This is a genomic window from Paenibacillus sp. WC2504 (assembly GCF_052682475.1).
In genome coordinates, this window is sequence record NZ_JBQZFH010000001.1 from 3,072,217 (window position 1) to 3,097,397 (window position 25,181).

General features: G+C 46.2%; 26 protein-coding genes and 1 pseudogene. 26 read left to right on the forward strand and 1 reads right to left on the reverse strand.

Annotated features, from left to right (window positions below):
• The first annotated feature begins 68 nt into the window (after positions 1-68).
• Positions 69-2,015 (forward strand): stalk domain-containing protein, encoded by a 1,947-nt coding sequence (locus ACUN27_RS13380; protein ID WP_326060578.1) that lies wholly within the window; start codon positions 69-71, stop codon positions 2,013-2,015.
• A 69-nt stretch (positions 2,016-2,084) separates the two neighbouring features.
• Here the strand turns inward: ACUN27_RS13380 and ACUN27_RS13385 are convergent, their stop codons facing one another.
• Positions 2,085-4,007, reverse strand: coding sequence for an FAD-dependent oxidoreductase (locus tag ACUN27_RS13385; protein ID WP_315951462.1), 1,923 nt, complete (start codon positions 4,005-4,007; stop codon positions 2,085-2,087).
• Positions 4,008-4,200: 193 nt separating this feature from the next.
• Here ACUN27_RS13385 and rsgA point away from each other — a divergent pair, with 193 nt between their 5' ends.
• The 25 genes and pseudogenes from rsgA to ACUN27_RS13510 all read left to right on the forward strand — a co-directional run bounded on the left by rsgA (position 4,201) and on the right by ACUN27_RS13510 (position 25,163).
• Positions 4,201-5,259 (forward strand): ribosome small subunit-dependent GTPase A, encoded by a 1,059-nt coding sequence (rsgA, locus tag ACUN27_RS13390; protein ID WP_445560627.1) that lies wholly within the window; start codon positions 4,201-4,203, stop codon positions 5,257-5,259.
• Positions 5,260-5,343: 84 nt separating this feature from the next.
• Positions 5,344-5,655, forward strand: a complete 312-nt coding sequence (locus ACUN27_RS13395) for a hypothetical protein (RefSeq protein ID WP_445559027.1) — start codon at positions 5,344-5,346, stop codon at positions 5,653-5,655.
• 162 nt (positions 5,656-5,817) lie between these two features.
• On the forward strand, positions 5,818-6,168 hold the full coding sequence (locus ACUN27_RS13400; protein WP_127451851.1) for a histidine triad nucleotide-binding protein: 351 nt from the start codon (positions 5,818-5,820) through the stop codon (positions 6,166-6,168).
• A 114-nt stretch (positions 6,169-6,282) separates the two neighbouring features.
• A complete protein-coding gene (gene rpsU / locus ACUN27_RS13405) occupies positions 6,283-6,456 on the forward strand; it encodes a 30S ribosomal protein S21 (RefSeq protein WP_029195880.1) in 174 nt (57 codons plus the stop codon).
• A gap of 8 nt (positions 6,457-6,464) precedes the next feature.
• A complete protein-coding gene (locus tag ACUN27_RS13410; protein ID WP_127451853.1) occupies positions 6,465-6,908 on the forward strand; it encodes a GatB/YqeY domain-containing protein in 444 nt (147 codons plus the stop codon).
• Between the two features lie 140 nt (positions 6,909-7,048).
• A complete protein-coding gene (locus tag ACUN27_RS13415) occupies positions 7,049-7,720 on the forward strand; it encodes an NfeD family protein (protein ID WP_445559028.1) in 672 nt (223 codons plus the stop codon).
• Positions 7,721-7,732: 12 nt separating this feature from the next.
• Entirely contained in the window at positions 7,733-8,725 is a 993-nt protein-coding gene (floA, locus tag ACUN27_RS13420; protein ID WP_157321664.1) for a flotillin-like protein FloA, read from the forward strand.
• A 15-nt stretch (positions 8,726-8,740) separates the two neighbouring features.
• Complete coding sequence (locus ACUN27_RS13425; RefSeq protein ID WP_445559029.1) at positions 8,741-9,199, forward strand: hypothetical protein; 459 nt, start codon at positions 8,741-8,743, stop codon at positions 9,197-9,199.
• Positions 9,200-9,358: 159 nt separating this feature from the next.
• Positions 9,359-9,637: a sporulation protein YqfC gene (gene yqfC / locus ACUN27_RS13430; protein ID WP_157321660.1), complete on the forward strand. Its 279-nt coding sequence runs from the start codon at positions 9,359-9,361 to the stop codon at positions 9,635-9,637.
• Positions 9,638-9,665: 28 nt separating this feature from the next.
• Positions 9,666-10,859, forward strand: a complete 1,194-nt coding sequence (gene yqfD / locus ACUN27_RS13435) for a sporulation protein YqfD (protein WP_445559030.1) — start codon at positions 9,666-9,668, stop codon at positions 10,857-10,859.
• 6 nt (positions 10,860-10,865) lie between these two features.
• Positions 10,866-11,831, forward strand: coding sequence for a PhoH family protein (locus tag ACUN27_RS13440; protein ID WP_315951453.1), 966 nt, complete (start codon positions 10,866-10,868; stop codon positions 11,829-11,831).
• Positions 11,832-11,871: 40 nt separating this feature from the next.
• Complete coding sequence (locus tag ACUN27_RS13445; protein WP_315951519.1) at positions 11,872-14,100, forward strand: HD family phosphohydrolase; 2,229 nt, start codon at positions 11,872-11,874, stop codon at positions 14,098-14,100.
• 33 nt (positions 14,101-14,133) lie between these two features.
• Positions 14,134-14,661, forward strand: coding sequence for an rRNA maturation RNase YbeY (ybeY, locus tag ACUN27_RS13450; protein WP_315951517.1), 528 nt, complete (start codon positions 14,134-14,136; stop codon positions 14,659-14,661).
• Positions 14,661-15,365: a diacylglycerol kinase family protein gene (locus ACUN27_RS13455; RefSeq protein WP_326060574.1), complete on the forward strand. Its 705-nt coding sequence runs from the start codon at positions 14,661-14,663 to the stop codon at positions 15,363-15,365. Before ybeY ends, ACUN27_RS13455 begins: the two co-directional genes overlap by 1 nt.
• A gap of 16 nt (positions 15,366-15,381) precedes the next feature.
• Positions 15,382-15,810: pseudogene (locus ACUN27_RS13460) on the forward strand (cytidine deaminase); the annotation flags it as partial.
• Positions 15,811-15,816: 6 nt separating this feature from the next.
• Positions 15,817-16,716: a GTPase Era gene (era, locus tag ACUN27_RS13465; RefSeq protein WP_315951450.1), complete on the forward strand. Its 900-nt coding sequence runs from the start codon at positions 15,817-15,819 to the stop codon at positions 16,714-16,716.
• A gap of 96 nt (positions 16,717-16,812) precedes the next feature.
• Positions 16,813-16,965 (forward strand): YqzL family protein, encoded by a 153-nt coding sequence (locus tag ACUN27_RS13470; protein ID WP_127451872.1) that lies wholly within the window; start codon positions 16,813-16,815, stop codon positions 16,963-16,965.
• Between the two features lie 45 nt (positions 16,966-17,010).
• Positions 17,011-17,760 (forward strand): DNA repair protein RecO, encoded by a 750-nt coding sequence (gene recO, locus ACUN27_RS13475; RefSeq protein WP_315951447.1) that lies wholly within the window; start codon positions 17,011-17,013, stop codon positions 17,758-17,760.
• A 183-nt stretch (positions 17,761-17,943) separates the two neighbouring features.
• The gene (locus ACUN27_RS13480; protein ID WP_315951445.1) at positions 17,944-18,759 is read left to right on the forward strand and encodes a pyruvate, water dikinase regulatory protein; all 816 of its coding nucleotides are present in this window, start codon (positions 17,944-17,946) and stop codon (positions 18,757-18,759) included.
• A 93-nt stretch (positions 18,760-18,852) separates the two neighbouring features.
• Positions 18,853-19,317: a YaiI/YqxD family protein gene (locus ACUN27_RS13485; protein ID WP_445559031.1), complete on the forward strand. Its 465-nt coding sequence runs from the start codon at positions 18,853-18,855 to the stop codon at positions 19,315-19,317.
• 49 nt (positions 19,318-19,366) lie between these two features.
• Positions 19,367-21,214 carry a DNA primase gene (gene dnaG, locus ACUN27_RS13490; protein WP_315951441.1) on the forward strand — a complete coding sequence of 616 codons (1,848 nt, stop codon included), beginning with the start codon at positions 19,367-19,369 and terminating at the stop codon, positions 21,212-21,214.
• A 37-nt stretch (positions 21,215-21,251) separates the two neighbouring features.
• Positions 21,252-22,367, forward strand: coding sequence for an RNA polymerase sigma factor RpoD (rpoD, locus tag ACUN27_RS13495; RefSeq protein ID WP_127451881.1), 1,116 nt, complete (start codon positions 21,252-21,254; stop codon positions 22,365-22,367).
• Positions 22,368-22,479: 112 nt separating this feature from the next.
• On the forward strand, positions 22,480-23,310 hold the full coding sequence (locus ACUN27_RS13500) for a hypothetical protein (RefSeq protein ID WP_445559032.1): 831 nt from the start codon (positions 22,480-22,482) through the stop codon (positions 23,308-23,310).
• A 3-nt stretch (positions 23,311-23,313) separates the two neighbouring features.
• On the forward strand, positions 23,314-24,078 hold the full coding sequence (locus ACUN27_RS13505; protein ID WP_445559033.1) for a tRNA (adenine(22)-N(1))-methyltransferase: 765 nt from the start codon (positions 23,314-23,316) through the stop codon (positions 24,076-24,078).
• Positions 24,054-25,163, forward strand: coding sequence for a Nif3-like dinuclear metal center hexameric protein (locus ACUN27_RS13510; protein ID WP_326060573.1), 1,110 nt, complete (start codon positions 24,054-24,056; stop codon positions 25,161-25,163). Before ACUN27_RS13505 ends, ACUN27_RS13510 begins: the two co-directional genes overlap by 25 nt.
• Positions 25,164-25,181: the final 18 nt, after the last annotated feature.

The window sequence follows — 25,181 nt, forward strand, 5'->3', positions numbered from 1 at the left end:
TCCGGTCATGTGTACGTATGAAGTATAGGCATGACATTTACCAGAAGGCTGAAGGGAGTCATTTTTTCTTGAAAAAATTATATAAAAGAATCAGCATCATGTCGCTCGTTGTTGGCGTATTGGCTGCCAGTTTGGCTAGCTCGCCTGCGCCTGTGCATGCAGATATCGTATGGGATCACTGGCAGAAAGCGGAAGCGCTGGTTGCCGGCGGCAATGAGGCGGAGGCTGTCACACACTGGCAGTTTCTTGCGGATCACTACGCGAGCTCCGGTGAATGGGAGAATGCAGCGCTTTTTTACGGGAAATTAGCTTCCTATTTCGATGTCACCGGAGATTATGAACAAGCCATTCCTGATTACGAGCTGGAAAATGAGTATTGGGTCAAAGCGGGCCGAGATTGGGGAGCCGTTAAGCTGCAGCGTGCGGATCAAATTCGGACAACTGTTGAGCTATATAGACAGGAGCGCGATCAGTCCGCTATTCGGGAGCTAACAGTACCTCCAAACGGCAAATTGGCCAAGTTTGAACCTGCCTTCGGTACATATCTGGGGATGTATGCGGAACAGGATCCCAAAGTGGGCAACACCTTTTCGAAGACGGAATCTGTATACGGTAAAAAGCACGCAATTTATTTGGCCTATGCGCATTGGGGGCAAAACTTTCCGGCTATGTACGCGAAAAGAGCCAAGGATGCAGGCGGCGCGCTGCAGATCGCTTGGGAGCCTGATGATGGTTTGGACCCGGTAACGGATGGCGCGTATCTGCGGAAATGGGCGCAGGATGCGAAAGCCGCGGGTATCCCGATCTTTTTGCGTTTTGCGGGCGAAATGAATGGCGCTTGGGTCAAATGGCACGGGAACCCCGCTCAATATATAGCGAAATTCCGCATGCTGCATGATGTATTTGCGGCTGAGGCGCCGAATGTGGCGATGGTATGGAGCCCTGGGGACGTTCCTGCGAATGATATCGATCCCTATTATCCGGGCGACGACTATGTCGACTGGGTGGGCGTCAGTTTATATATTGAGCCTTACGAAAACGGGGACCCGTCGCTGCCTTCCATGTTAGCTACAAGCAATGTAGAGAGACTGACAAGGCTCTACAATACGTACTCTGATCGCAAGCCGTTAATGCTTAGTGAAACGGGAGTTCCGCACTACCAGCACACGGCTGGAGAAGATTTTACGGAATGGGCGAAGCTGAATTTACAGCGGCTATATGAAATTATGCCCTACAAATATCCAAGGTTAAAAGCAATTACTTACTTTAATGTGAATCAGGGAATGAATAATGCCAAAAACGATTACTCCCTGTCCAGTTCCTCAGATATTCAAAATTACTATTCCAAACTGATTGCAAATCCCTATTTGCTCTCGAAAGTGAGCGATTCCGCTCAGCCAGCAGATGGGGTTGGGTATGTACCGGTCGATGCGGATCATCAGTCCTTTACGAAGAAAACCGAATTCGTACCTTTTATCAAGATACCTGAGGTTTACATCGGGAAAGTCGAATATATCCTCAATGGACGAGTCATTGCTGCTCAGACTGAACTGCCCTATGGATTGGAAATGCGTGCTGGAGAAGTTCCTGAAGGTTCTGTTCTTCAAATACGTGTGTTGAACAAAGCAGGTAAGCAAGTCTCCCTGCGTACTTTTGGCATATCGGCTCAGGTGTCTGTCGAAATTGACGGAAAAGATCAGGTTTTTGAGCAGGCTCCTGCCATCGTAAATGGATCTACGCTAACACCTCTTCGCGCCATCTTTGAAGCCATGGGTGCGAAAGTGGAGTACGAAGCGGCGACAAGAACAGTGAACGCCAAAAAAGGAAACACAACAGTACGCTTAACGCTGGATCAGAAAACGGTATATGTGAACGGTAAAGCCGTTCAGCTGGAAGAGCCCGCGCGGCTTGTAAACGGCTATACACTTGCTCCAGCCAGATTCGTGGGAGAAACATTTGGCGGCAAAGTGGCTTGGGATGGAAGCAGTCGAACCGTTACGATTTCAACCAAATAGAATCCAGTAACAAAAACGGCTCCAGCTTTGACTTAACGTCAGTGCTGGAGCCGTTTTTCATATCAAGTCTTATACACTTTGAAGAGCTTGCTCTACTTCTTGAACAACCGCTAGGGCAGCTGTGCGTGCGCTTGAGAATGCGCGTTCTGCGAGTTCCCCTTTGCCCGTACAACCGTCTCCGCAGAAGTAGAAAGGTACATTTTCCACCCGAATAGGGAGGAGATGGTTCGTTGAAATGTTTTTCACGCTGGATACCATCGCTTTCTTGGACACCCTTTTCACCGCGGTGAAATCGCGCCAGCCCGGGTAATGCTTATCGAACAAAGCTTCCATCTGCGTATTTTTATTGTCGAGATAGGATTTGCGTTGTTCGTCGCTTTCGAATTGATCGCTCAAGTAGGCGATACCCTGCAGCAATTGTCCGCCTTCCGGCACTAACGTGTGATCCGTTGCGGAAACATCGCTGATAAAGAGCTTGTTGTCCATGTCGCTAATATAGCTGAACGGTCTTGCAACCACCTTGCTCAGTCCTACGTCGTATACCATAACTTCAGTTGCCGTGTTGGACTCATATGGCGCCAAGAATGGTTCCCAAGCGGTACCTTTCAACAACTTAACGACTTGCTGTACCGGCATGGCGAAAATCACTTTATCAAAAGCTTCTTCGCGGTTTTTCGTTTGAAGAACGAATTTCCGGTCTGCATAACGCAAGCTTTCCACGCCTTCTTGAATGGCGATTTCCCATCTGCCTGAAGTTGTGAGCTTTTGCTTAAGTTGGTTGGTGATGACGGCCCAGCTTCCAAGTATATAGTTAACCGGTTTTGAAGAAAGGAACAGGTTGTGGTAGTACTCGCTGATCACTGCGCCGGATACATTGCGCGCATCTTCTGGGGTGATGAAGAAGTTGGAGCAAACGAGATGTTCCCACAGTTCTTTGACATCCTCGTCAGCATTGGATTCAGCCAGATAATCAGCTAAAGTAGCATAATTCTTCAGATTATGGATGTTTGCAATAATGGCGGCAATTTCACCGACGAATCGGACTTTTTGCGCCGTGCTAAGCAAATCCGTTTTGAGAAGGTTGATGGCATCTAGCGGAGCGGTAGTCAGTTGATTATGCTTCGCATAAACGACCTTTCGTTTATCAACTTGTTTGGATGAGAAAGACAAACCCAATTCTCGTTCCATGTTCGTGATGGTATGACGATCTATTCCATAAATGGCATGCGCGCCGTAGTTAAGTGTGAATCCTGCTTTTTCATAAGTAAATGCACGACCGCCAAGCTGCGGACTGCGCTCAAAAAGGATACCTTCAATATGCGGATTCTCCGATAAATAAGCGGCCGCGGTTAATCCGGCTAGGCCTCCACCAATAATAGCTACTTTCATTTTGTGTTCCTCCTTGGGGACTGGTTCTAGCTGCAGCGGTGCGTTAGGCTCGCTTACACGAATGCCCACCCACATCCAAGCTAAGTTGTTTTTCATCATATCGACTAAATCAGAATGCTCCTGGTTGCACCAAGTTCGAATTGTGCCGTTATACATGCACACGAGCAGTTCTACTTTTTTCGGTTCAGGCAGCCAATGCAGCAAGCTCTCAGAGAGTACATTCAGCTGACGCTGTTCCTCCGTTTTTACGGTTTCATTTTGTAAGGATAAGGCTTGTAAACTACGGATGAGAAGTGGTGAAACGCGAATATTAGACGCTAAGTCTAAAAATAGGCGGTTGATATGCCCTTCAAGCGACTGCACCTTGGAAGGAGTCATTTTCACCCATTCCTGAATCAGTTGGATTTGTTTGCTGTAAAGGTCAGCGATGATGGCGTCTTTACTTTTAAAATAATGGTAAAAAGTGCCTTTGGACGTTCCGGTTGCTGCGATAATGTCATCAACAGACACGTTCTCGTAACCTTTTTCCATAAACATCGATAAGGCGACGTCCATCATGACATCACGCTTTTTGCGGGTGGTTGCCCTCATGAATTGGCTCATCCGCTCACTCCATTCCAACTATCGATTTATTCCTATTATATGCAAAATTAGACCGATAGTCTACAAGTGAATTGACCGATGTATAAATTGTTTGTAGGAAAAAATAATCTAAATGATTGTTTACCGTGTGATGGTGATATCCGTAGTCTATACTTCTTATTAGAACGACATGAGAGGATGAATTTAACACTTGATGAAAGAAGAATTAGGCTGGAATTTATTTTTTGAAAAAGCATTCGAACCTTATCTGGAAGAAGGATACCAAGCAGGACGTGTATCCTTGGAACATAAACATATGTACCGCGTTCAAACGGAATCCGGTGAAGCACTGGCAGAGGTTTCAGGGAAGATGCGCCATCTCGCCGTTCGCCGCGAAGACTACCCCGCTGTAGGCGATTGGGTTGTTGTCTCTGTGCGTGAAGAGGAACAACGAGCAACCATCCATGCTGTTCTGCCGCGTAAGAGTAAGTTTTCCCGGAAAGTTGCCGGTCAAGTCACGGAAGAGCAAATTGTCGCTACTAACATAGATACTGTATTTCTGGTTACTGCGTTAAATCTCGATTTTAATGTTCGGCGTATAGAGCGGTATTTAGTACTCGCCTGGGAAAGCGGGGCTAATCCCGTTATTGTCCTTAGTAAAGCGGACTTATGCGAAGATCCGGAAGCATTGGCGGCAGAGGTAGCGGCAGTTGCGGTAGGCGTACCTATTCATATCATCAGTTCTGCTGAAAACAGAGGACTTGAAGAATTGGCTGCTTATGTAACACTCGGTAAAACAGTCGCGCTTCTCGGATCTTCAGGTGTAGGCAAATCTACCTTAGTGAACCGTATTTACGGCAAAGAAATTTTAGAAACCGGAGATATTCGTGAAGGCGATGACAAAGGGAAGCATACGACGACTCACCGTGAATTGATAACGCTGCCTGGGGGAGGAATCCTTATCGACACGCCCGGCATGCGCGAGTTGCAGCTTTGGGATGCGTCCGAGGGTTTGAGCACTTCCTTCCAAGACATTGAAGAGCTGGCAGTGCAGTGTTACTTCCAAGATTGCAGACATGAGAATGAACCCAAATGTGCTGTGAAAGGCGCCCTGGAGGATGGCACACTTCCGCAAGAACGATTTTCTAACTATGTAAAATTGCAGAAGGAGCTCGCTTATTTGGCACGCAAAGAAGATAAAGGTCTTCAAGCAGCCGAGAAAGCGAAATGGAAGAAGATCCATCAGTCTTTAAAAAGCCAGATCAACCGCTAAGATGTTTTTGCAAATCCTTCATGTGAGCAAAGTAGCCTTTTGCCTAGAGCTGAATATGCTGTAGAAAAAAGGAGGCATGAGCCCATGAAACATCCTGAAATTCATGAGATTTGCAAAAAACATATGTACCGTTATGTCAGTGTAACGATGACGAACGGTGCTGTTTATGATGGCATTGTCGAAAATGTGGATGATGACAATTTATACTTAGCTGTGCCAATCGGCGGTATGGATCATGAACAAATGAGAGCGTTCCTGCCTTACGGAGGTTATCCGTATCCGTTTTATGGCTACCCGTACCCTGGTTACGGATATGGATTTGGACGCCGGAGATTTGCAAGGCAAGTATTGCCATTAGCCGGCTTACTAGCTTTATCACTACTTCCTTATTACTAATAGAAATCCAAATTTTATCGAGAAATCTCGTCTTGCAGCTGCGGGGTTTCTTTTTTTTGCTATTGTTCCTTGTAATAGGACGGAATGGGTTGGATTTTTTCACGCGTTTCCGATAAAATTAAACGTATAGATGTTTAAGAAAGTGGAGGGACTAGCCCATTTATGAGTGATTGTATTTTTTGCAAAATTGTTGCGGGGGAACTACCCTCGAAAAAGGTATTTGAGAATGAGGAAATTCTAGCATTTCATGACATTCAACCTGCCGCCCCGATCCATGTGCTTATTATTCCTAAGAAACACATCGCCTCACTAGCGGATGCCCAAGCGGAAGACTGGTCTACTATTGGGCAAATGCAAGCGGCCGCGGCGCAAGTTGCTAGAGAACTAGACGTTGAAGAGTCAGGTTATCGTGTCATCACAAATGTTGGTGCAAATGCGGGACAAATTGTTCACCATATCCATTATCACTTGATGGGCGGGGCGCGTTTAGCTCCTCTGGGAGTTCATAATTAGGATCAACTTTTTGGAAACCTAACTATTCGATTGACACCCTAATTACTATCACCTATAATGAGATTTGATGAACCGTTTGATCCTAGATGGTCTGTTCGGAGGGAGGGAAATCTGTTGTCAGAAACTCGAGTTCGTAAGAACGAAACTATAGATGCTGCACTTCGTCGCTTTAAGCGTTCCATCGCTAAGGATGGCATTCTAGCAGAAGTTAAGAAACGTAAACATTATGACAAGCCTAGCGTTAAGCGTAAGCTTAAATCTGAGGCTGCTCGCAAGAGAAAGTTCTAGGAGGCAATATGAGCTTAAGCGATCGATTGAACGAAGATATGAAGCAAGCGATGAAGAGTCAGGACAAGTTCAAACTCTCTGTAATTCGAATGGTTAGATCAACAATTAAGAATTCTGAGATTGATCTGAAAAGATCCTTAGATGACAATGAAGTGCTTGACGTACTAACTCGTGAAATCAAGCAGCGTAAGGATTCCCTCCAAGAATTTACGAAGGCCGGCAGAGATGATCTGGCCGAGAACCTGCAGGCGGAACTTGTCATTCTAGCTGAGTACATGCCGCAACAGCTTTCTGAGGAAGAAGTGAAAGCCATTGTACAGCAGACCATCCAGCAAATTGGTGCTTCTTCCAAAGCGGATATGGGCAAAGTGATGACGGCATTGATGCCACAGGTTAAAGGGCGCGCTGATGGTAAACTTATAAATCAGTTGGTCCAACAATTATTGGGATAATACTTAATTATGTTTGAATGACAAGACCGAGCGGATATAATATCCTCTCGGTCTTTTTATTTTCCTGCAAAATGAAACAGTTTGTTGGGTAAGACGTACATATTAATGATAAGGAACAATCAGGAAAGGAGTGGAAGATGATGTTTGCAGAAAACTTATCGGCCTTTCTGACCCATCCCATTACTGCGACCGTGTTATTGATGGTCGGTATTATTGGAATCGCTTTAGAGCTTCTTTTTTTCAGCAGCGGTTTGCTTGCGTTAGCGGGCGTAGCTGGTTTTGCTCTTTATTTTCTTGGGTTTTATTTGGCGGGATTTGCCGGGTTCGGTGACTTGGCCGTGTTTGGCATTGGCTTAGTGCTTCTTATTTTGGAACTGGTCGTTCCAAGTTTCGGGATTCTTAGTGTGCTAGGTGCCATATGCCTATTTGGCGGAGTGCTGCTCGCTTCTTCGAACCCTATGGATGCCGCGGTCATGCTGGGAATCGCGTTATTGGTAGCCATTGTTGTCATTGCCTATGCCATTAAAACTTTTAAACACCGCGGGGTGTGGAATCGATTTATTTTGAAGGAGCAGCTGACAACGGACAAGGGCTTTACGTCCAGCCCGGACAGAACGCATTTAATAGGGCTTACAGGGCAATCGGTAACGCCATTGCGGCCGGCTGGCACAGCGATCATTCAGGGAGAACGCGTAGATGTCGTGACGGACGGGAGCTTTATTTCGAATGCCAAGGAAATTATCGTTGTAGACGTTGAAGGGGCTCGTGTTGTTGTGAAAGAGATTGAAACTAAGCAGGCTAATCATCTTTAGGAGGAAAAATGAATGAATATTGAACCAGGGTTATATTTAGTACTGCTCGCGGCTATCATCATTATTGCGCTTTCGATATTGCTCAGTGTTGTTCCGGTCATGTTGTGGATTTCAGCCCTAGCATCAGGAGTGCGGATTAGCATTATTACTTTAATTGCTATGAGACTGCGTCGAGTTACACCAAGCAGAATCGTGAACCCGATGATTAAAGCGACCAAAGCCGGTCTTGATTTAAGCATCAATCAGTTGGAGAGTCACTTCCTTGCCGGCGGTAATGTCGACAGAGTCGTGAACGCCCTGATTGCCGCCCACAGGGCCAAAATCCATTTGGAATTTGAACGTGCGGCAGCAATCGATTTGGCAGGCCGCGATGTGCTGCAAGCCGTACAGATGAGTGTCAATCCGCGTGTCATTGAAACTCCGAACGTTTCAGCTGTTGCCAAGAACGGGATTGAAGTCAAGGTTATTGCCAGAGTGACGGTACGCGCTAATATCGAGCGTTTAGTCGGTGGCGCCGGGGAAGAAACCATCATTGCCCGCGTCGGCGAGGGGATTGTCACCACGGTTGGTTCCAGCGATTCACATAAAGACGTTCTCGAAAATCCGGATCTCATTTCCCGAACGGTTCTTGGCAAAGGGTTGGATGCCGGAACGGCTTTTGAAATTTTGTCTATCGATATTGCAGACGTAGATGTCGGGAAAAACATCGGTGCACATCTGCAAACGGAACAAGCGGAAGCTGACAAGCGTATCGCTCAAGCGAAAGCCGAGGAAAGACGAGCCATGGCGGTTGCGGCTGAGCAGGAGATGAAAGCTAAGGTCGTAGAGATGCGTGCAAAAGTAGTCGAATCGGAGTCGCAGGTGCCTCTTGCGATGTCAGAAGCACTGCGCAGCGGCAAACTCGGCGTAATGGATTATATGAATCTCAAAAATATTGACGCAGACACTCAAATGCGCTCAACACTCGGTAAAATTAACGACGGTAAGAGCGAGAAAGACTCCTAGGCATGAGGTGATTGCGTGGAACAGCTCATTGAATTTCTATTTAAACATTGGTATTTGGTTATTATTGCGATTACCTTCTTGTATCAACTACAGAACAAAGGGCGCCGAGCGAGTCAAAAAGGGCAGAGAATGGGCATGCCGACATTTGGGGAGTCCCCTGGTCAAGCTCAGCGGCGTTCTGAGGCCAGGGAACTGGAGCGGAAAGTTAATGCTCCAACTGAGCCTCCGGGAGGCTTACGAGACGAACTCCGTCGTCCTAGCGCGTCGCATAACGCAGCATCTAATCCGAAGACGAAAGTTTCTCCTTTTAGTTCCCCTAAGCAATCGGATTTAGGGGGCTCGTCCGTTTATGAAGGCGATCTTACAGCGCCAACTCCATTTCCAGAGTCACCTAATCAAGATCAGCTTCTGCAAGGTGTTGTGTGGGCTGAAATTCTGGGTCCTCCACGGTCGAAAAAGTCTTATCGAAGATAGCAGCCAAAGAAGCAGGCACCTCTCTCGAACAATCGGGAAAGGTGCTTTTTGTTTTCCAGTTTTTTCACATAAATCCGGTGCAAACCGCATAATTTGGTAGAAAGCTATGCGACTTTTCTGTCGTTATGATCATCCAGTTAGAGGGGGTAGTGCCCAGCTATGCGTCGCTTGAGCCGCAAATGGAACCAGTTCACGGCCAAAATTCTGGATCTTCCCCAGGATGTGGTGCAGGACTTGCCGCGAATCACGATGATCGGCAACGTGCAGCTTTATGTGGAGAATCACCGGGGCGTACTCCATTTTTCCAGTGAAAACTTAAAGCTTGAGTTAACGAAAGGGACGCTTGAAGTGTTCGGTAAAAACTTGGTCATTCGAGCGATTCTCTCGGAGGAAGTTTTTATTGAAGGCTTGATCGACGATGTCAGATACATGCCATAGATGAAAGACGGGGAAGGGGTGCTGGGTTATGAAACAATCAATGTTCATTGCCCGTTTGCGCGGGTATGTGCGCATTCAAATTCGGGGAAATGGATGTGAAAAGCTGATTAATCCCATGATGGAGAAGGCGTTCTCCATATGGGATATTAAAGCTGCCGAAGATGGCAAGCTCGAGCTTAATATCCTGATTAAAGATTTCTTCAAGCTTAAGCCGCTTCTCAAACGGACAGGCTGCCGGGTGCATGTCCTAGAGCGGTACGGGCTTCCTTTTTTTATGGAGAGATTGGGGCGCAGAAAGGTCTTTCTGGGCGGGATAGCTGCATTTATTATCGGGTTATACGTATTAACCTCGCTTGTCTGGCAAATCACCGTGGAGGGCAATGACCGCATCTCGGAAGCGGAAATTCTACAGGCAGCCTCCAAACAAGGCATACATATGTATCAGTGGAAATTCCGGCTGAAAAAGGCGGAGGATTTGTCGCGAGAGATACAGGGTATGCTGCCTGGAACGGCATGGGTTGGCGTAGAAATACGTGGGACGCATATCACGATTAAAGTGGTGGAAGCAACGATACCTGAAAAGCAGGATCTTAAGAATCCACGCAATCTCGTTGCCGCTAAAAACGCGCTTGTGACAGAGATTTTATCGGAGAAAGGCAAACCAATGGTAAAGCCCAATACGTATGTGAAAAAAGGGGACGTGCTTATTTCGGGCACGATTGGAGATGAGCAGAATAGCCAAGTGGTCGTTGCTAGCGGCAAGGTAAGAGGTATCGTTTGGTATACCTCCCGAATTGAGTCCCCGCTTACGAAAACTTATAAAGCATATACAGGAGAGGCAACTACTCGCAATTATCTCGTATTCGGTACAAGAGCTTTACAAGTTAGCGGCTATGGAAATTTGGGTTATGAGCATTTTGAAACGATTCCGGAACGTAAAACATTGGCCTGGCGCTCTTTTACATTGCCTATCAGTTGGTTGCATGAAAAGGTCATGGAGGTTGAAGTCGTACAAGAGCCCATTGATCCCGCAATCGCTAAAAAGACAGGCCTGGAGCAGGCTAGAGCGAAGTTGCTCAGCGCTACAGGGCCAGATGCTAGACTCGTAGGTGAAAAAATTTTGCATGAAAAATCAGAGAATGGTAAAATTTATATAGACGTGCATTTTGAAGTCGAAGAGAATATCGCCGAAGAACAACCAATTGTCATACGAGGAGAATGAGACCTGTTGGTAGAAAACGCACAATCCGTAAAACTAACATTGAAAAACCCGACCGAAGGGCTGGCATTGTTTGGTCCCCAGGACAAATTTCTGCATGTAATTGAAAGAGAGATTAACGCGCAAATTTTTACGCGTGAAGCCGAAATAACGATTCAAGGTCCGGCTGCGGAAGTGAATTCGCTTCAGCAGCTTTTTGAAGTTCTTCTGCAGCTCATCCGCAATAACTACACGTTGACAGAGCGGGATGTGCTGTATGCCGTTGAGCTCGCCAAGCAGATGAAAGCGGATCAATTGCTGGATTTGTTCAAAGGAGAGATTACGACAACGCACCGCGGTAAACCAATTCGCGTCAAAACGATTGGACAGCGGAAATACGTAGAGACGATCAAGAAGAAAGATATCGTTTTTGGAATTGGACCTGCCGGTACAGGCAAAACCTATTTGGCTGTCGTACTCGCCGTTACGCGTCTGAAAGAAGGCGCTGTCAAAAGAATTATTTTAACGCGGCCGGCGGTTGAAGCAGGGGAAAGTCTGGGCTTTTTACCCGGCGATCTACAGGAAAAAGTTGACCCCTATTTGCGCCCATTGTATGATGCTCTTAATGATGTCTTGGGACCTGATCAGGTAGCGAAGTCTTTAGAGCGCGGTCTGATCGAGATTGCTCCGCTAGCGTATATGCGCGGGAGAACCTTGGACGATTCATTTATTATTCTAGATGAAGCCCAAAATACGACACCTGAACAAATGAAAATGTTTCTAACACGGCTCGGTTTTGGATCCAAAATGGTCATTACCGGTGACGTGACGCAAATCGATTTGCCGCGCGGCAAGTCATCAGGACTTGTAGAAGCTGCTCGAATTCTTGATGGGATTGAGGAGCTTGGCTTTATTTACTTTGATGAGCAGGACGTTGTGAGACATTCACTCGTTCAGAAGATCATTGTGGCCTACAATGCTGAGAAGGATAAGTAACTGTGCTGGTTTGTCAGGTAGAGAGGAATGACCTTCCGTGATGAAAAATGAAGTGCAAATGAAAGGTAAATTTCATTACCAGCTGAACGGATGGAAATACAGTACGGGTATTCGGATACTGTTGTTTCTCTTGCTGGCTTTAGTTTTCTATATATCTCTTTATGCAAAGCTCGTTCCTCAGGTTTATGACATTGAGCTAGGAACAACCAGTGAAACAACGATTTATGCGCCAAGACAAATTGAGAACGCGATAGCGACGGAACAAGCGAAAGAAGATGCGGCGAAGCGGGTTCAGCCTGTTTACCGCATTGTAAATCTCAAAAATGATACGATGATTGACGCCATTTATGATAAATTATTACAAATTAATGCCGATGAAGAAGTGAAATTCGATGACAAAGTCAGCATTTTCCGTCGTGTAATTCCTCAGTTGATCAGTGACTTGGAGAATCAGTCGATCAAATCGCTCAGCACAAGCGCTCAGTATAATGAAACGCTGATTGAGCAGATCCAACAAGGTTTAGCCGAGCAGCAGTATCCGCTGCCTGAGGAGTCTTACTTCAAGCTTCCTCGCTTGACCAAGGATGACTTGACGGCCATGCGCCCTGTAACCAAGGATATCGTTACGAAGTTGATGAACGATCAAATTCTTGACGCTCAGACGGCAAGAGCTAAAGTGGCCGAGATGGTGAATACGTCGAACCTGGCGAAAAATACGATGCGTGAAATGGTTACAGAGATTGCTCGGGCCGTCATCACGCCGAATAAGTTCTTTGATCAAAAGGGTACTGATGATGCCAAAGGACAAGCTAGAGAGAATGTTAAACCGGTGTACATCAACAAAAATGATGTGCTCGTGAAGGTCGGAGATGTCATCACCGAAGAGATTTATGCAAGATTGGACAAACTGGAATTGCTCAAAAGCAAAGCGAATCACTTGCCTCAAATTGGTTTAGCGATGCTCTCCGCTTTATTGTCTTTTGTTATTTCTATGTTCGTTCGGCAGAGCCAGCTTGCTATTAAATACAATAACTCTCAGCTTCTGATGCTGATTTTGATTTTTTTAATCAATATCACGTGTATGAAAATCATCTCACTTGTCCAAAACTTGGACTATCCGTTTATCGGCTACCTGGCACCGACTGCATTAGGAAGTATTCTGATTGCCATTTTATTGGATTCTCCGCTGGCTTTTATTTCATCGGTCTTATTCTCTTTAATGGCAAGTATTATTTTTAATACGGAGCATACGCTTCTTTTTGACTTCCGGTACGGGTTAGTGTCCCTGGTTATTTGTTACAGTGCGGTATTTACGATTCAACGAGCTAGCCAGCGCGCTACAATCTTGAAAGCGGGCCTGATGATTGCGTTTTTCGCAATGCTTACGATCACATCCATGCTGCTTATGGAAGATCATTTCCAGCAGCGCGAAGCGATCATGTCGCTTTCCTTCGCCGCTGCCGGTGGATTATTAACGGTTGTTTTCGTTATTGGCTTGCTGCCGTTCTTCGAGGTTGCCTTCGGCATTCTTTCACCGCTTAAACTGGTGGAGCTTTCGAACCCGAATCATCCCTTGCTGCGAAAGCTGCTTACGGAGACACCAGGAACTTACCATCACAGTGTCATGGTCGGTAATTTATCTGAGGCGGCTGCTGAGTCCATCGGCGCAGACGGACTTCTCTGCAGAGTCGGCTCTTATTATCACGATATCGGAAAGACGAAAAGACCGAGTTATTTCATCGAAAATCAAACCAATATTGAGAACCCGCATGACCGCATCGATCCGAATTTAAGCAAATCCATCATTATCGCTCATCCTCGTGATGGCGTGGAGATGCTGAAGGATTACAAAATGCCCAAAGCGATCAGAGATATTGCCGAACAGCATCATGGTACAACGCTGCTGCATTTTTTCTATCACAAAGCGGTAAAGCAGGCCGAAGAAGAAGGCAGCGAGAAGGAGATCCGCGAAGAGGATTTCCGTTACACGGGGCCTAAAGCACAGTCTAAAGAAGCCGCTATTGTGGGAATTGCTGACAGTGTTGAGGCAGCCGTTCGTTCATTGCGCAATCCAACATTGGAGCAAATCGATTCCATGGTGCACAAAATCATCAAATCCAGATTAGATGATGGTCAATTCAATGAATGTGACATCACGCTTAAGGAACTGGACAAAATCGCAAAAACATTGAACGAGACCTTGCTGGGCATTTTCCATGCGAGGATTGAGTATCCAAACGAACTGTCGCCTAAGAAAACAGGGACATAACCAACTGACAGGAGGGGGCCGCACATGGCAAGCATGGATTTAACGCTAGAGTGGAGCAGTGAGCAGGAAGAGAAAGAGATCACGCCGGCTTTTATAGAGAAAATCGAGGAATTGCTGCGTTTAGCTGGTGAGCTTGAAGGCGTTACAGCTGGTGAAGTTGCCCTTACGTTCGTCGATGATGAAGCGATCCAAGAGCTAAATAAACAGTATCGCGATCTGGATAAGCCTACCGATGTGCTGTCTTTTGCGATGAGCGAGTTCGGCGAAGATGAGATTCAGATTAACTATGAAGATAATGAGCAGTATAGCGGAGAAGGACTCGAAGATGATGAGACGGTGTCCGAAGCATTCATTGAACCGCTAGGGGATATTATTATTTCGGTTCCGCGCGCAATTGCTCAAGCGGAAGATTATGGACATTCTGTAGAACGCGAACTTGGCTTCTTGTTTGTTCACGGATTCTTGCATTTAATCGGCTACGATCACCAAAGTGAAGAGGAAGAGAAGATTATGTTTGCTAAGCAGGAGGACATTTTGCAGAAAGCAGGTTTAACCCGCTAATGTCAGACGGCTTCCGTAAATGGCGCAGAAGCTTCCGGTATGCCTATGAAGGAATCAAATATGCCTTAGATACGCAACGCAATATGAAATTCCATTTTTGCGTTGCTTTTCTTGTTTTGTTGGCTGCTTTGTTTGCACGATTGCCCAAAACGGATATTCTGTTTATCTTACTAGCCGTAACCTTAATGATTGTAACAGAACTGATTAATACGGCTGTGGAAAAGACGGTGGATCTGGCGATGCCGGAGCGCCATCCGTTAGCCAAAATCGCAAAGGACGTCGCCGCGGCGTCCGTCTTGGTGTCTGCCGGTTTTGCAGTCATCGTTGGGATGATTGTTTTCTATGAACCGATTGATCAGCTTCTGCGTGCATCCAGAACACAGGATACGCAGATATCCGCAGGGACGATTTGGGTACTCATCGCCTTGGTCATTCTGACCGTTATTGTCATCGAAACGCGTTTCTCGGACAAAGGGAAGTTAGTCCGTCCCAGTTTATTGACGGCAATTGCTTTCTCGATCTCCACGGTTATTGTCATATTCGTCTCACAGACGATTGTTGCGCTGCTTGCGTATACGCTCGCTGCACTTATATTTATTATGCTATACGACAAAAAGACACGTCCATTTCCTGCGCTTTTTCTAGGAGCGCTTATTGGTACAGTTGTCACAATCCTAGCTTTATCTTGCCTAAACATGTTATAACGTTACTAATACAGAAAGAAGGATGATGGCCATGAATCAACAAGAACTCATTCAACACGCTAAAGAAGCGATGAAGAGAGCTTACACGCCATATTCTCATTTTAACGTAGGCGCGGCTCTTCTGGATGCGGAGGGCCATGTTCATTACGGCTGTAATGTAGAGAATGCCGCATACGGGCCTACGAACTGCGCTGAGCGGACTGCGCTTTTCCGCGCAATTGCAGATGGGCACAAAGCAGGCTCCTTTCGGGCCATTGCTGTCATGGGAGATACGGAAGAACCAATTTCACCTTGTGGCGTTTGCCGACAGGTACTAGTTGAGCTATGTGGGCCGGATATGCCCGTTTATCTTGGTAATCTCAAAGGGGATTTTGCTGAAACAACGGTTTCCGCTTTATTGCCGGGCGCTTTTACAACGAAAGATTTGCATTCAAATGGAGGATAATTAGAAGTGGCTAAAAAAGAATTTAAATCAGGCTTTGTCGCAATCATCGGACGTCCGAACGTTGGGAAATCAACGTTGATGAATCAAATCATCGGACAAAAAATCGCTATCATGTCAGACAAGCCTCAAACAACAAGAAACAAGATCCATGGTGTATATACGTCAGCAAATGGACAGATTGTCTTCTTGGATACTCCAGGTATTCATAAGCCGACTTCCAAATTAGGTGATTATATGAGTAAAGTTGCTCATGGCACCCTAGGAGAGGTAGATGCCGTTCTTTTCCTTGTTGATGTCGTTGACGGTATTGGCGGCGGAGACAGATATATTATTGAACAGTTAAAGCATGTTGAAACGCCGGTTATTTTGGTCTTAAACAAAATTGATCTTGTGCAACCGGAAGCGTTGCTTGCCATCATCACACAGTACAAAGATCTGTATAACTTTGCAGAAATTGTGCCGGTTTCGGCGCTCAAAGGCAATAACGTAACGACGCTTTTAGAGCAAATTATTAAATATTTACCGGAAGGGCCACAATACTACCCAGCTGATCAGATCACTGATCATCCGGAGCAGTTCGTGTGCGCAGAGCTTGTTCGCGAGAAAATACTGCATTTGACCCGCGAAGAGATTCCGCATTCCATTGCTGTCCAAATCGAGGATATGCGTGTGGAATCCAACGGTGTTGTGCATATTTCCGCGGTTATCTTTGTCGAACGCGATTCCCAGAAAGGTATCGTTATCGGTAAACAAGGCAGCTTACTCAAAGAAATCGGCCGGCAAGCCCGTAGAGATATCGAAACGCTGCTTGGCTCCAAAACCTTTTTAGAGCTTTGGGTAAAAGTCAAGAAAGACTGGAGAAACCAAGACAGGGTGCTGAAGGATCTCGGTTTCCGCCACGATTAATTGTCGATTACCTATGAGTTCCAGTTATTTGTCCGCATAGAGAAGCTTTCTCTGCACATCCTATGAACATCACGTTCGATGGGGAGGATGCTGAACATGAAAGATTTTTCGTGGACGTATTTTTCAAAGACCGGTGATGTAGATGCCTATCTTTTGTACAAACAAGTTACCGGGCAACCCGGCATGGACACGGATGTACAGGAAGAGGATCAAAGTAATGAAGAGCCGCTTGAAGGTCTGAATTTGTAGGTGAACGATTCGTAAACTCAGAGCGGCGAACATGGGGGAAATCATTTGCTGCGTAGTGTACAGGGGATCGTACTCCGTAGTATGGACTATGGAGAGGGGAACAAGATCATTAGTCTGTTCACCCCCGAGCTAGGTAAGGTTGGAGTCATGGCTCGGGGTGCGAAGAAAGTGAAAAGTAGACATGCCGCCGTTACGCAGCTTTTTACGTACGGCGATTTTGTTTTTTTTAAAACGCGCGGCCAAATGGGATCATTGAATTCTGCGGAAATCATTGAAGCGCATCATGCTTTGCGAGAAGATTTGCACATGTCTGCACATGCCTCTTATTTGGCTGAAATGACGGATCGTATGCTTGGCGATGAAGAAGGCAGTACTTATCTGTTTGAGCAGCTGAAAGCGGGTTTAATGGCGATCGAAGAGGGCAAGGATATGCAAATCGTTGTTCACCTCTATGAAATGAAAATGTTTGAGTTGGCGGGTTATTTGCCTGTCACTGACGCGTGTGTTTCTTGCGGTGAAACCTCAGACATCACCCACTTTAGTCCTTCCATGGGCGGTACATTGTGCAGTAGATGCCGTTATAAAGATACTGTTGCCATTCGTGTTGGGGAAGGCGCGCTCAAGCTGCTTAAATTATTCCCGCGCATGGATATGCGCAGACTTGGCGCCGTGCAGGTCAAGGATGAAACGAAGGCACAGCTTAAGATATGCATGAGAACTTATATGGATATACATATCGGTGTGAAATGGAAATCAAGAGACTTTATCGAACAAATGGAAAAATACAATATATAAACTTGGTCTTATTTGACATGTGTTGTTCGCTTTGATATGATGTGGTGGAAAACACCTCGCCTTTGTGCTGTCCGCATATCGGTGAGTTTTTTTATGCTTACGTTCTGTTCGAAACTACTTCACATACAAATGCTAATGTAGGGCCTGGTCCCTGCTGATATGGTTGAAAGGGGCTATAGGAAAATGGATCATCCATTACCTACTCGAGTTTATGTCGTTTCTGATTCTGTCGGGGAAACAGGGGAGTCTGTTGTACGCGCAGCTGCCATGCAATTTCATCCCGTTCCTGTGGAGATTGTTAGGGCGCCGTTTATTCATGATATCGAAGGCATCGATAAAGTGATTAATGCGATTCGAATTCATGGCGGTATTGTTGTTTTTACCTTGGTCATACCGGAACTTCGTGACGATCTGATTGCCAAAGCAAAAGAGCACGGCATCCCGCATATCGATCTGCTTGGACCCGTGGTGAACACCTTAGAGCAGGCCCTGCGCCAAGAGCCGCGTAGACAGCCAGGTATGATTCACCCGCTCGATGAGGACTATTTTAAAAAGGTTGAAGCAGTTGAGTTTGCGGTTAAATATGATGATGGCCGAGATTTTAGCGGTATTCAAAAAGCAGATATCATCCTTCTCGGCGTTTCCCGAACGTCCAAAACGCCTTTATCCATGTATTTAGCACACAAAAGATTTAAAGTGGCTAACGTACCCTTAGTACCTGAAATGCAGCCTCCTGCTGCTATCTATACGGTTTCAAAGGATAAAATTATCGGCCTTCGGATTGATCCGGATAAGCTGAATGTGATTCGCCAAGAGCGGCTTCGCACACTCGGACTTGCAGAAAATGCAACCTATGCGAATGTGGAACGTATTAAAATAGAACTGGCTTTTGCTGACAAAATTATGAGCAAAATCGGTTGTGTCATTTTTGATGTCTCGAATCGCGCCGTAGAGGAAACGGCAAGTCTGGTTATGGATCATATTGAACATGTCCAGTAAGGTTTTATGTTTCTACTTGCAGGATTTTTTAGAAGTTCATCGTATATAATAGTACGGTGAGATTTCGTCAAAAAAGGGCGTGGGCTGAACCGTATGGGTGCGAGAAGTATAATCGTTGATGCCGATGCTTGTCCCGTGAAGTCCGAAATAGAAGAAGCAGGCAGGCAGTTCGGTGTACAAGTTGTTCTAGTTGCTTCGTTTGATCATCGGATGAAGATGAACCCTGGTGTTAGGGTTGTACAAGTGGATCGCTCCGATCAATCCGTTGATTTGTATATCGCCAATCAAATTAAGTCTGGTGATATTTTGGTGACGCAGGATTTCGGTCTCGCAGCGCTTGGCTTAGCTAAAGGCTCGTATTGTTTGACGAATCGGGGTCAGGAATATACGGACAGCTCGATTGATTTCTTGTTGGATCGCCGTCATACTTCAGCAAAGATGCGAAGAGCGGGCAAACATTCAAAGGGGCCAAAACCCTTTACGGATGAGGATCGTAAATATTTTCTACAGGGTTTGACAAAACTTTTAAAAAAATTGCAGGAAATCGAGAAAGAGTAGCGAATAGTACTTAGTCGGAAAAGCGACCTGAATTGTGGGTGGAAATAACATGAGGTACGGACGCATACCTGAAGAGGTCATTGAGGCTGTACTGAAGCGCCATGACATCGTTGATGTGATTGGCAGGCACGTACATTTGAGCAAACAAGGGCATTATATGAAAGGGCTATGTCCTTTCCATTCAGAAAAGAGCCCTTCCTTCACTGTTACGCCGGAAAAACAAATTTATCGTTGCTTCGGGTGCAATGTAGGCGGGAATTTAATTCGTTTCGTTATGGAAATAGAAGGCCTAAGTTTCTCAGAAGCCATTACGAAGCTGGCGGAAGAAGCGGATATCCCGATTACTTGGGAGGAAGCGTCCGAGGAGCAGACGGAGCAACAGCAAGAGAAAGCAGCCCTGCTGAAAGCCTATGACTTTGCTGCTAAACTTTATCATTATATTTTAGGCAATACAGAGCAAGGCAAAGTGGCAAAAGGGTACTTGGCTTCAAGAGGTATTTCGGATAAGCTGATCGATACGTTTCAAATCGGTTATGCCCCTGCAATGTGGGATACGTTAGTCCAGCAACTAGTGAAGCGTGAGTTCGATCTCTCCCTGATGGAGAAGGGCGGATTAATTTCAGCCAAACACGAAGGAACTGGCTACGTGGATAAATTCAGGGAGCGTATTATGTTCCCCATTTGCGATGCTGCCGGTAAGGTCATTGCGTTTGGCGGAAGGTCAATGGGGGATGCTCAGCCCAAGTATCTAAATAGTCCCGAGTCTGCTCTTTTTAATAAAAGCAGGACCATGTATAATCTTCACTTGGCTAGACCTAATATGCGAAAACTGCAGCAAGCGGTCCTTTTTGAAGGCTATGTAGATGTGATCAAAGCTTGGGAAGCAGGTATTAGCAATGGTGTCGCCACGATGGGAACTGCACTGACGAAAGAACACGCGGCGCTGCTGAACCGTAACGCCGACCAAATCGTCGTATGTTACGACGGGGATAATGCCGGACAATCGGCTGCTTTCAAAAGCATTCCGATCCTGGAAGAGACGGGAAGCCGAGTTACCGTAGCGATGCTGCCGGATGGCAAGGACCCCGATGATTATGTAAAACAATATGGTTTTGACCGATTCGTACGGGAGATTATTGAACCTGCCGTACCGTCGATGAAATATAAGCTTTTGTACATCCGCAAAAATTTTAAGTTGCATGAGGACGGTGACCGACTTCGTTATCTGCAATCCGCTGTGAAGTTAATTAGTGAACTACATTCTCCGATGGAAAGAGAACATTACTTGAAGCAGTTGGCTTCTGAATTCCCGGATTCCTCTTATGAGGCGATGAAGTTAGACCTTCACGAAATCTTGCTGCAATCGGAAAAAAACCGACCGGATGGGGATAATAAACCAATTCTGTGGAATAATGTTATGAATAATGGGAGAACAGCGGAACGAACACGCAAGAAAACGCCTTCGCTTTTGCCAGCTTATCACAATGCTGAACGATTGATTTTGGCTGTTATGATGCATGATCGCGATGTTTGCGCGCACGTGGAAGAACAGCTGGGAGATCAATTCAATGTTGAAGCTCACGCAGTCTTAGCTGCTTATTTATATGCTTACTACGCTCAGAATGCTGAGCCGGATGCAAGCCGATACATTGCCATGCTGCAAGACGAACAGCTGGAGAGCTTGGCCAGTTCCATCGTTATGATGGGAGCGGGTCATGGAATGAACGAACAAGTGATTGACGACTATATTCGCCAAATTCGTAAAGTTCCAATGCAAGAAGAAATTGAACGCAAGAAAGAAGAACGTGTTCGCGCCGAGCGCGAGGGCGACCATCTTCGAGCAGCACAAATTGCAATTGAAATTATCGCCCTAGAAAAACGATTGAAGTCAACGTAGAACTACTGAATTGACTAGGGAGGAGGGAGTCCGTACTATGGCGAATGATCAGCGTACAGAACTAGAGACAGAGTTGACCTTGGACCAGGTGAAAGACCAGCTTATCGAGCAAGGGAAAAAGCGGTCCTCACTAACTTACAAGGATATTATGGAAAAATTAGCTCCCTTCGATCAGGATCCTGAGCAAATCGATGAGTTTTTTGAGCAGCTATCGGAGCAAGGTATCGATGTTGGGAATGAATCGGATGACGATTCCATGAATCCTGAAGAAAATGATCGCGATGAATTTAACTTCGATGATGATCTGGCATTGCCGCCAGGGATTAAGATTAATGATCCAGTTCGGATGTATTTGAAAGAAATTGGTCGTGTACCGCTTCTTTCTGCGGAAGATGAAGTGGGTTTAGCCAAACGGATTGAGAACGGGGACGAAGAGGCGAAGCGGCGCCTGGCAGAAGCGAACCTAAGACTCGTTGTAAGTATCGCCAAAAGATATGTAGGCCGTGGCATGTTGTTCTTGGACTTGATCCAAGAAGGGAATATGGGGCTTATTAAAGCGGTTGAGAAGTTTGACCACACGAAAGGTTACAAGTTCTCTACGTATGCAACTTGGTGGATTCGTCAAGCCATCACCCGCGCAATTGCAGACCAAGCGAGAACGATTCGTATTCCTGTACATATGGTCGAAACCATCAACAAATTGATTCGTGTTTCCCGTCAATTGCTGCAAGAGCTTGGGCGCGAACCCACTCCTGAAGAAATTGCAAAAGAGATGGATCTGAGTACGGATAAAGTACGTGAAATCATGAAAATTGCACAAGAGCCTGTATCATTGGAAACACCAATTGGTGAAGAAGATGACTCGCATTTGGGAGATTTCATTGAAGACCAAGAAGCGTTAGCGCCGGCAGATGCTGCTGCTTATGAACTTCTGAAAGAGCAACTAGAGGACGTATTGGATACGTTGACTGAGAGAGAAGAGAATGTGCTTCGCTTACGTTTCGGTCTGGATGATGGCCGTACACGCACATTGGAAGAAGTAGGTAAAGTGTTCGGTGTTACACGTGAACGGATTCGTCAAATTGAAGCAAAAGCTTTGCGTAAATTGAGACATCCTAGCCGTAGTAAACGTTTGAAGGATTTCTTGGAATAAATCGCTGTGAGAGGGCCCTGCCAGTTTCGGCGGGGTCTTTTTTTATTGCAAAAGTACTACTAAAACCAAAGCATGAAATCACCGATAAAGTAGTAGGAAGGTGAGCGATGATATGGATACAGAGAAAAGAAAAGTAATAGTTAAAGAAATCGATCACTGGCGGAGAAGCAAACTGCTTCCTGAACACTATTGTGATTTTCTGTTGAATTTGTACATGGATGAAACAACTCCGAAACAAGCATCCATCATGGGGGTTTCTGCCTCTTCGATTGCAAACAGTTCTTGGAAAATATGGTTAGGCATAATGGCGGTCATAGCCGCTCTGGCCTTATCTGCTCTTAATTTTAACTCTTTTGGAATGCCAATGCAAATTGGAATTTCCGCACTTTTTGTCATCGTTTGTTATGCGTTTGCGTATCGTCAATTTCCTAAATCCCCCGTGATTTCTTATCTTCTTTGCGGTGTTTCTTCAATAGCTTTACTGCTGCTGGGAATATATTTAATGGATATGTATCAGGTGAATTCTCCTTATACGTATATTGGTTATTTGGCGTTTTGCAGTGTCGTGTGGTTAATCAACGGCGTCATAGGGAAAATGGGGATTTTCCAATTCTGCGGTTGGTTAGGGCTGGTAGGAACTTACGGTTGGTTGCTTTTGCAAAAACTGAGCAATCCAGGTTGGTTCTCACTTGAAATTAGTTGGATTCCGGTTAGTATTGTACTTATATGGATTGCTTGGCTTGCGCATCATACCAATAAGCAAGCAGCAAGTGTGCTTCTAGTTGTCGGCGTTTTGGTTTGGTTTATCCCTGAAGCGATGACGTTTCTGACAGATGTTGATATGAGTTCCCGCGTCATTCAATTATCGTTTACAGGGAAGTTGGTTTCTGCGGGCGCGGCATTTTTCTTGCTGCGTAAAAAATGGGTAGAGTGGGTCGTTTAAGTGATGGTAAAATTATCGAAGAGATTGCAAATGATTGCAGATCGTGTGCCAGTAGGTTCTAAGGTGGCGGACATTGGTTCCGACCATGCTTTGCTGCCGACCTTTTTGGCTCAACAAGGCATGATTGTGTTTGCCGTAGCAGGTGAAGTTAATCCTGGTCCTTTCGAGGCGGCGACACGTCAAGTGCTTGAGAGCGGTTTGTCTAAAAAAATAAGCGTAAGATCCGGTGACGGTCTGGCGGTCATTGAACCAGGTGAAGTGAATGTCATCACGATTGCCGGTATGGGCGGCAGTTTAATGGCGAGTATTTTAGAAGCAGGCAAGCAAAAGCTCGAAGGTGTTACGCATTTGATTTTACAGCCGAATGTCGGCGAAGATCAGGTTCGCAAATGGCTGCTTGCAGAAGGCTGGAATTTGGTTGCAGAAGCCATCTTGGAAGAAGACGGGAAGATCTATGAGATTTTGACGGCAACAGCAGGAAGTGCTCAGGACAAGAACTCTCAGGAAGCTCTTTATGCCGAACGTACGTTGTCTGGCGGGATCGTTGTGAGCAAAGAGCGGCTGCTTCAAATGGGACCTTATTTATTAGAAGAAGCTCCTGAGGTATGGTTCAGCAAGTGGGATAGCGAATTGAAGAAATTGGCGATGATTGAAGGTCAATTGAAGCTTTCAACAGCGGAAGCATCAGCCGTGAAAGCTGAGCAAATCGCGCAAGAAATCAAGGAAATAAAGGAGGTACTCGCTTGTTTGCAAAAGGTCAAACCGTAATTCAGCTGTTTGAACAGCTGGCACCCAAGCATTATGCGATGCCTGATGATAAAATTGGCTTACAGTTGGGCTCTTTGCAAAAGGAGATTCAGAAGGTGCTCGTTGCCCTGGATGTTAATGATGAAGTGGTGGACGAAGCGATTCGACTAGGCGCTAATCTTATTATTGCTCATCATGCGATCATTTTCAGGCCGCTTGCCCATCTTCAGACGGATACGCCAGCAGGCAGACTCTATGAAAAATTAATCAAAAACGACATTGCCGTCTATATCGCACATACGAATCTGGATGTGGCCGAAGGTGGAGTCAATGATATGATGGCGGATAAACTCGGCCTCAAAGAGCTCACGCATCTCGAGGATGTGCATACAGAGAAGCTGCAAAAGCTAGTCGTCTTCGTGCCTGAGACGCATCACCAGGCAGTGCTGGATGCCCTCTTCACCGCGGGAGCGGGGTGGATTGGGCAGTACAGCCACTGCAGTTTCAACATCCCCGGAACGGGGACGTTCCTTCCGCAGGAAGGGACTCACCCGTATATCGGGGAAGCAGGAAAGCTTGAACGCGTACAGGAAGTACGCGTCGAGACGATCGTAACCGCCAGCGTCCAGCGCAAGGCGGTACAAGCAATGTTGAAGGCCCACCCCTACGAGGAGGTGGCCTATGACCTCTACCCGATGGACCTCAAGGGTAGAGTGTTCGGTCTCGGGCGCGTGGGCAAGCTGCCCGCGCCGATGACGCTTCGCGAGCTGACGGAGCTCGCGAAGACGGCTTTCGACGTGCCGATGGTGCGCGTCGTAGGTGATCTATCACGGCCCATCCGCAAGGTGGCCGTGCTCGGTGGTTCCGGCGGCCGCTATATGCGGCACGCCATGTTTACCGGCGCCGATGTGCTGGTCACCGGCGACATTGACTACCATACCGCGCACGATGCGCTCGCGGCAGGGCTGACTTTGATCGACGTTGGGCATAACGTCGAGAAGATCATGAAGCGCGGCGTAGCGGACTATCTCGCCGCGCAATTAACCAAAACGGATACGCAAGTGTTGGCCTCCGAAGTGAACACGGAACCATTCCAGTTCCTGTAGGCTACTCCTTTAGAATTG

What these genes read in the sequence shown, in the direction of transcription:
- rpoD (WP_127451881.1), top strand. Translation starts at nt 21,252, where the DNA reads ATGGCGAATGATCAGCGTACAGAACTAGAGACAGAGTTGACCTTGGAC.
- ACUN27_RS13410 (WP_127451853.1), top strand. Translation starts at nt 6,465, where the DNA reads ATGAGCTTAAGCGATCGATTGAACGAAGATATGAAGCAAGCGATGAAG.
- ACUN27_RS13480 (WP_315951445.1), top strand. Translation starts at nt 17,944, where the DNA reads ATGGATCATCCATTACCTACTCGAGTTTATGTCGTTTCTGATTCTGTC.
- ACUN27_RS13505 (WP_445559033.1), top strand. Translation starts at nt 23,314, where the DNA reads ATGGTAAAATTATCGAAGAGATTGCAAATGATTGCAGATCGTGTGCCA.
- ACUN27_RS13455 (WP_326060574.1), top strand. Translation starts at nt 14,661, where the DNA reads ATGTCAGACGGCTTCCGTAAATGGCGCAGAAGCTTCCGGTATGCCTAT.
- dnaG (WP_315951441.1), top strand. Translation starts at nt 19,367, where the DNA reads ATGAGGTACGGACGCATACCTGAAGAGGTCATTGAGGCTGTACTGAAG.
- ACUN27_RS13400 (WP_127451851.1), top strand. Translation starts at nt 5,818, where the DNA reads ATGAGTGATTGTATTTTTTGCAAAATTGTTGCGGGGGAACTACCCTCG.
- floA (WP_157321664.1), top strand. Translation starts at nt 7,733, where the DNA reads ATGAATATTGAACCAGGGTTATATTTAGTACTGCTCGCGGCTATCATC.
- ACUN27_RS13395 (WP_445559027.1), top strand. Translation starts at nt 5,344, where the DNA reads ATGAAACATCCTGAAATTCATGAGATTTGCAAAAAACATATGTACCGT.
- ACUN27_RS13500 (WP_445559032.1), top strand. Translation starts at nt 22,480, where the DNA reads ATGGATACAGAGAAAAGAAAAGTAATAGTTAAAGAAATCGATCACTGG.
- ybeY (WP_315951517.1), top strand. Translation starts at nt 14,134, where the DNA reads ATGGATTTAACGCTAGAGTGGAGCAGTGAGCAGGAAGAGAAAGAGATC.
- ACUN27_RS13385 (WP_315951462.1), bottom strand. Translation starts at nt 4,007, where the DNA reads ATGAGCCAATTCATGAGGGCAACCACCCGCAAAAAGCGTGATGTCATG.
- ACUN27_RS13485 (WP_445559031.1), top strand. Translation starts at nt 18,853, where the DNA reads ATGGGTGCGAGAAGTATAATCGTTGATGCCGATGCTTGTCCCGTGAAG.
- rsgA (WP_445560627.1), top strand. Translation starts at nt 4,201, where the DNA reads ATGAAAGAAGAATTAGGCTGGAATTTATTTTTTGAAAAAGCATTCGAA.
- ACUN27_RS13470 (WP_127451872.1), top strand. Translation starts at nt 16,813, where the DNA reads ATGAAAGATTTTTCGTGGACGTATTTTTCAAAGACCGGTGATGTAGAT.
- yqfC (WP_157321660.1), top strand. Translation starts at nt 9,359, where the DNA reads ATGCGTCGCTTGAGCCGCAAATGGAACCAGTTCACGGCCAAAATTCTG.
- yqfD (WP_445559030.1), top strand. Translation starts at nt 9,666, where the DNA reads ATGAAACAATCAATGTTCATTGCCCGTTTGCGCGGGTATGTGCGCATT.
- ACUN27_RS13415 (WP_445559028.1), top strand. Translation starts at nt 7,049, where the DNA reads ATGTTTGCAGAAAACTTATCGGCCTTTCTGACCCATCCCATTACTGCG.
- ACUN27_RS13445 (WP_315951519.1), top strand. Translation starts at nt 11,872, where the DNA reads ATGAAAAATGAAGTGCAAATGAAAGGTAAATTTCATTACCAGCTGAAC.